The organism is Ahrensia marina, from assembly GCF_001293565.1.
Taxonomy (GTDB): Bacteria; Pseudomonadota; Alphaproteobacteria; order Rhizobiales; family Rhizobiaceae; genus Ahrensia; species Ahrensia marina.
The window spans coordinates 114,208-120,771 of sequence record NZ_JXMU01000014.1; the positions used below are offsets into that span (position 1 = coordinate 114,208).

General features: G+C 49.3%; 6 protein-coding genes. 3 read left to right on the top strand and 3 right to left on the bottom strand.

The window, feature by feature from the left end; genetic code table 11:
- The first annotated feature begins 70 nt into the window (after positions 1-70).
- Positions 71-793, top strand: coding sequence for an SGNH/GDSL hydrolase family protein (locus SU32_RS10665; RefSeq protein WP_053999349.1), 723 nt, complete (start codon positions 71-73; stop codon positions 791-793).
- Positions 794-819: 26 nt separating this feature from the next.
- On the opposite strand, the gene SU32_RS10670 is transcribed toward SU32_RS10665, so the two are convergent.
- Positions 820-2,106, bottom strand: coding sequence for an NAD(P)/FAD-dependent oxidoreductase (locus SU32_RS10670; protein ID WP_053999350.1), 1,287 nt, complete (start codon positions 2,104-2,106; stop codon positions 820-822).
- Positions 2,107-2,122: 16 nt separating this feature from the next.
- A complete protein-coding gene (locus SU32_RS10675; protein WP_053999351.1) occupies positions 2,123-3,511 on the bottom strand; it encodes an aminotransferase family protein in 1,389 nt (462 codons plus the stop codon).
- 418 nt (positions 3,512-3,929) lie between these two features.
- Between SU32_RS10675 and SU32_RS10685 the strand changes: the two genes are divergently transcribed.
- Together SU32_RS10685 and SU32_RS10690 are read left to right on the top strand one after the other, a co-directional pair.
- Complete coding sequence (locus tag SU32_RS10685; RefSeq protein WP_144421102.1) at positions 3,930-4,865, top strand: retron St85 family effector protein; 936 nt, start codon at positions 3,930-3,932, stop codon at positions 4,863-4,865.
- Positions 4,858-5,826: a retron St85 family RNA-directed DNA polymerase gene (locus SU32_RS10690; protein WP_053999354.1), complete on the top strand. Its 969-nt coding sequence runs from the start codon at positions 4,858-4,860 to the stop codon at positions 5,824-5,826. Before SU32_RS10685 ends, SU32_RS10690 begins: the two co-directional genes overlap by 8 nt.
- 140 nt (positions 5,827-5,966) lie before the next feature.
- Here the strand turns inward: SU32_RS10690 and SU32_RS10695 are convergent, their stop codons facing one another.
- On the bottom strand, positions 5,967-6,257 hold the full coding sequence (locus SU32_RS10695) for a GIY-YIG nuclease family protein (protein WP_053999355.1): 291 nt from the start codon (positions 6,255-6,257) through the stop codon (positions 5,967-5,969).
- Positions 6,258-6,564: the final 307 nt, after the last annotated feature.

Below are 6,564 nucleotides of genomic sequence, written 5' to 3' on the forward strand. Positions count from 1 at the left end.
ACGCCCGTAGCATTGATGCGGGCTTTTTGCTTTATGAAGCAGGATACCAAACAGCGCGCCGGATCTACCCATGTCGAACACCCGATCATCTCTTCTAAGCTGGCTTATGTTTCCGGTCTATGCGTGGCAGGGCATACAATTGCGCAGACGCATCGAGCGCCTGCTTCCTGCTTACTTGCCCCATAGCGGCCAGTTGGGTGACGGTAATCCTGCTTATAAAATATTGACCCTCGGTGACAGCACTGTTGCCAGTGTGGGCATGGACAAGCTGGAACATACGCTGACTTTCAACATTGCAAAAGCCGTGCATGACAAGACCAACAAAAGCGTTGCATGGCGCTCGGCAGGCGGCAATTCGGCCACCGCGGATCAAGTGCGTGATTATATTCTGCCCCATATTGAGGAACGCGATTTTACCCATGTGGTTATCGCCGTCGGCACCAATGACATGAAGAATTTTCACGCAATCCCGACATTCAAGAAGAATTTCGGCACACTGCTTTATGCGGTGCGCACACGCTTTCCAGGAGCAAAAATCATCTGGACACCGGTTGCCGACATGACCAAATTTCCCGCATTGCCGAACGGGCTCGCCAAAGTGCTCAGTTACCGCGCTGACTTAATTAATGCCAAGGGCAAGCAATTATGCGCCGAGCGCGGCGCAATATATTCCGAACCAATCCCCATTGAGGATGTCGCGGGCTTTGCCCGTGACGGTTTCCATGCAGGACCGGACGGATATAAAACGTTCGGAGAGCATTTAAGCGGTTATATCCTCGGCGGAAAACCTTAAAGCATGTCAGGAAAAGCAGATACGCTCTAAAGCATGCGCTCCATATTATCGCGAAGATTATACCAGTGCATCGCGGCACGAACGCCGATCCCGTGAAAACGGTGGAACGGATAGCCGCTGATTTTTGTCACCGGCAGCGCCAGTTCATCCTCACGTGCGCCCAGAATATGCGCCGCCATCGCACGCCCGACAACACCGCTCATCGCAACGCCGCGCCCGTTATAGCCAAGCCCCGCCAGCACGCCTTCTGCGGGACTGTGCAGATGCGGCATGAAATCGCGCGTCACGGCAATGCGTCCGCCCCAGCGATGCGTCCACTTGATGCCTTCAAGCTGCGGAAACAATGTCACCGTCTCACGCGCAACACGTTGATATTGCGGCCCATCCTTGAAGCTGTCACTCTGGCCCAGGCTGCCGAGCAAAAAACGCCCAGCAACATCAAAACGGCCATAATAAATCGTGCGGCGTGAATCGGCGAATGTTTCGCCATTTTTCAGCATGGATTTGCGTATCTCTTCAGGCACGATTTCCGTTGCCATTTGAATACTGATAACGGGCACCACGCTTTCTTTCAGCCCCGGCCACAGATTGTCCGTATAGCCATTAGTCGCCAGCACCACTTTGGACGCGCGGACGCTGCCCTGTGCTGTTTTTGCAATCCAGTCATCGCCTGATTTTTCAAGTGACGTCACACGGCTTTCACCGAACACTTTGACACCGGCGCCAAGCGCCGCTTTTAAAAGTCCGCGCGCATAAGACAAAGGCTGCACACATCCGCCCGCAGGCATAAATGCCCCCATTTCATAGGCGGTTGATCCCAGCCGTTCGTGCAAATCGCCCGTCTCAAGAACGCTGATATCAGCGCCCGCACGCCGCCAGCTTTCGCATTGCTTTTCGAATTTGATTGCCGCGCCTTTGAAATGCGCGGTACGTATCCAGCCGTTTTGCCGCGCTTCGCAATCAATGCGATATTTCTTCACCATCGCAAAAATATCATCGGCCGATGCCAAAGCCGCCTGCACCAGCCGTTCGCCTGCGCCCTGCCCGATCATGCGGTAAACATAGTCGGGCGAATGCACCGGCAAAAGCGGATTGACCTGCCCGCCATTACGCCCGGAAGCGCCCCATCCGGGCGCTTCGGAATCCAGCACCGCGCAGGAGATGCCCGCCTCTGCCAAAGTCAGCGCTGCGGTGAGCCCCGTAAATCCGGCCCCGACAATCACCACATCGCAGCTTAAATCATCGCCAAGCGGCGGCACCTGCGGCGCGTCATTGGCCGTATCGAACCATAGCGAAGGCGGAAAGTCTGTCACATTACGCCCGTTGCACTTACGCGCCTACAACCCGCGTCAGCGCGCCGTCCACCGCGTGGATGATCTCGTCAATATCCGATTTGGATGCGATCAAAGCGGGCGAGAAGCACAGCGTATTGTTAAAGCCTTTGAGCGAACGGTTCGTCGCGCCGATAATCACCGCATTTTCCTTCATACAATCGGCAACAACGGCCTGCGCCACGCTTTCCGGCACCGGTTCCTTGGTGTCACGGTCGGTTACAAGTTCCGCGCCAAGGAACAGCCCCTTGCCACGCACATCGCCAATCAGCTGATGCTTGCCTTTCAGCACTTCAAGCTGCTCCAGCATATATTCGCCCATCTTGGTGGTGTTTTCCAAGAGGTTCTCGTCTTCCAGAATACGCATATTCTCGATCGCCGCCGCCGGACCGGCCGTGCAGCCGCCAAAGGTGGAAATATCGCGGAAATAGTTCAGCGGTTCGTCGGCATTGGATTTAAACTCGTTAAACACCTCTTCGGTGGTCACCGTACAGGAGATCGCCGCATAGCCGGAGGCAACGCCCTTCGCCATCGTCACAATGTCCGGCTTGACGCCATATTGCTGATAGCCGAACCAAGTGCCCGTGCGGCCCATGCCGCAGACCACTTCGTCGATGATCAAAAGCACATCATATTTCTTGCAGATTTCCTGCACGCGGTCCCAATATCCTTGCGGTGGCACAATCACGCCGCCGCCTGCTGTCACCGGCTCAAGGATAAGCCCGCCCACCGTGTCCGCGCCCTCGCGCAGAATCACTTCTTCAATCGCACTGGCCGCGCGGATGCCGTAATCATCCACATCGCCCCACTGCGAACGGTATTCAAGACAATGCGGCACGGGAATAAAGCCCGGCGTATAAGGACCGTAAAGATCGCGGCGCTCGTCCTGCCCGCCTGATGATAGAGCGGTGATGGTAGTGCCGTGATAATCGCGCTCGCGGTAAAGGATTTTATGCTTTTTGCCGCCATATTTCTGATGCGCGATCTGGCGCACGAATTTATAGGCTTTCTCGTTCGCCTCGGAGCCGGAATTGGAATAATAAACGCGGCTCATGCCCGGCATTTTGTCGATCAGCATTTCGGCGAAAGTTGCGCCAGGAATAGAGCCGGTTGTGCCGCCAAAGAAATTCATTTTCACAAGCTGGTCGCGCACCGCATCGGCAATTGTCTCGCGCCCGTAGCCCACATTGACGGTCCATACACCGCCCGACACCGCATCCAGATGCTCGCGCCCCGCCTGGTTCCACACGCGCAGGCCTTTGCCCTCGATGATCATCAGCGGGTCGACAGTCTCGAACTTCTTGTGCTGGCTTAAATGATGCCAGATATGGGCTTTATCAGCCTCGACGACGGATGTGTAATCATTGATATTTGTTGGCTTGTTCATGCGTAAGTCTCCCGTGACCGCAGGCTTGGCTGCGGAGCGAAAATTGATACATGAGCATCATGCTAAAACAAGCGAAAGGTTTAGGTCCAGATTTTTTATGAATGGGGACCAGATGAGTGATGCGATAAATGTCATATCTTGTGAAAAGGTAGCAACAAATATTTTAAAACGGTTCAAAATCGTTGAGACTGTAGTTGACCTAACGAAATGGTTGCTTAAAATAATGGTACTTACGCGAATGGCCTCTGGCCTTGTCTGGTGCTTCGCCAGACTTTCTAAAATTGGACTTTTCTTGGGCGGCTCCAAGGAGCGAAGGAACTTATCCTTCACGCTCCGCTGTCTAAGTTCCTTCGCTCCTTGGAGCCTTAGGTAAGTGCACCAAAGCTCAGACATACCTGAGATTTACGATCTCGTGGATATGAATAATATTCATATCCACGATCCCAATCTTTCATTTTTTGTGTGCGGCGGCCCAGAAGATGTGAAGTCGACTTCATGTATATCGTATCGCGATGCTTTCCTAAAAACGCTCCATAAATCGAAGCATAAGGATGCACACATTCTTATTGCAGAACAGTTGAAACCACACTTCCCCAATGGCAACTACGAAGATTTATTGAGTTTTGAGATCGAAATTGCCTCAATTTCAAAGCTAGTAGTTTTGTTTTGTGAGAGCTTTGGTAGTGCAACGGAACTTGGCACCTTTTCGTCCAACGATGCAATTGCTGATCGATTATTGATCTTTGTTGATGATATAAATCATTCGGATAACTCCTATATTAAACTAGGACCTTTCCGGTCACTGGTACGCAAATACTCAGAATCTCATATTTGTGTGATGCAAACAAATGATCTGAACACTCCCATAAATAACCATGTCGCAGACCTAACTAATTTGGATCAAAAAGAGTTTGTTATTATGGTTGATTCAGCAATCAATAGAAGATTACCTCAGGTAGATAAATTATTTGAAAGAAGCTCCTTCAACCCCCAAAAAGTTGGTCATGTCATACGGCTTATCTGCGGACTAATTCAATTTTATGGTGCACTGACAATTCATGAAATACAGCTTTTACTTGAAGAGTTTAAAGTCGAGGAGAATTTTGTTAACCGTGCATCTGATCTTTCTTTATGTGCGCAGATGGTAGGCTGGATTGATCAAGTTCGCGGACCAGGTGAGAATTATTATGTTCCAAAACTAGAAAAAAAGGCCGTAAGCTTTCCATTTAAAAAGGGTGCCACATTTTCCCACACTCAAATACAACCCTTGATTAGAGATCACTATAAGAAGGCAGATAATGAGCGCTTTAGGATAATTGCTAAAGCAGAGGCGGAGATTTCTAGTTATGAGTAAAATCATTCGAGATTTAGTTTTAGAAACTGGAATTTCAGCATCCACGCTACAAGTGATTATTAATTCAGCTCCAGAAAGCTACAAAGTATTTTCGATTCCAAAAAAGACAGGCGGAACGCGGATAATCGCTCAGCCCTCTAAGCAACTAAAAATTATTCAGAGAGCGCTGATAGAAGTGCTTCTTCACGATTTTCCAATTCATGAGGCTGCTAAAGCTTATGTCAAGGGTAGTTCTATTAGAGTAAATGCGGATCAGCACGCTGGTTCACAGCCTATACAAAAATATGATTTTTCCGATTTCTTTCCTTCAATAACAAGTTCAGATTGGCGTAAGTACTGCGATCACAACCAAGTAAACTTAAGTACAGCCGATTTGCATTTATGTACTAAAATTTTGTTTCGCCGCGCTCACGGGGAACGAACTTTACGCCTCTCAATTGGTGCACCAACATCGCCAATATTATCCAATATTCTTATGTTCGATTTCGATAAAAAAATTTCAGAGAAGTTAGCGGGCGATGAAGTCAAGTATACGCGTTATGCCGATGATCTCACCTTTTCAGCACCTAAGACCGGATACTTAAATGCGGTACCTCGCGCCCTCCGCGAGTGTATTCAGGAAATACAATTTCCAACCTTAAAATTGAACGCTAAAAAAACTGCTAAAATCACAGCCAAGCATCGCAGAATTGTGACAGGCTTGACGCTGGCGAATGACGGAAGAGTTACAATCGGACGTGACAAAAAACGCTTGATAAGATCGAAAGTGCACAAGTTTAAGTTAGGTCAATTAGATCGCTTGGCATTGGATAAATTAACAGGTGAACTAGCATATATTAATGCCGTAGAACCCGAGTACATCAGTGTACTTAAGCGAGTATATGGAGACGAATGTATCAGTAAGATCACTCGTAATAAACCTCTAAGAAAATATACTCCACCTTCACGAAATGGATCCTAGGCTCAAGGCCTAGGATGACGACAGTGTGGGGCGAAGCTTAGAGCATTTCAACAATAAGCTACCAAAGCACACACCACCCTCCGTCATTCCTGTGCTTGTCACAGGAATCCATAGCGGGATGTTGGCGATTGGCATGGTCTTCAAAGAAGCCAAGACTTTAGATTGTCCAAATCCGGATTGATTTCTTCAATGGCGTTGATTTTCCATTGACGTGGCCACTTCTTGATCGTTTTCTCACGCGTGATCGCGGTGGTAACGAGCTCATATTCCTCATACCAAACCAGACGTTTAACATTATATTTCGCGGTAAATTGTGATCCAATCCCGTGTTCATGTTCAAGAAGCCGTCGTGCGAGATCGCTTGTCACACCTGTATAGAGCGTGCCATTTTTCCTTGATGCAAGAATGTAGACGTAACCTTTGCGCTTCATCCTGAGACTTTAGCGCCATGGATTCCTGTGACAAGCACAGGAATGACGAAGGTGTGGGGCGAACACCGCGCCCGATCTCTCCCCTCTGCGCTGCCCGGCAGGCGTATTGCGTAGCAATCGCCGAGAGGGAGGGAGAGAAAGCGAAAACTTGGGCTTGGCCTGCCAAGTCCTTAGTTTTTGCAAGAGAGGGGAAAAATTACAAATCACGCATAATGCTCAACGGCAATTTCACTTGTAAAAGAGAAGGCAGGCCCCCTCTCTTATGAATTCTGAGGTTTGCTACGCAATTCCAAGAATTCATTTTCTC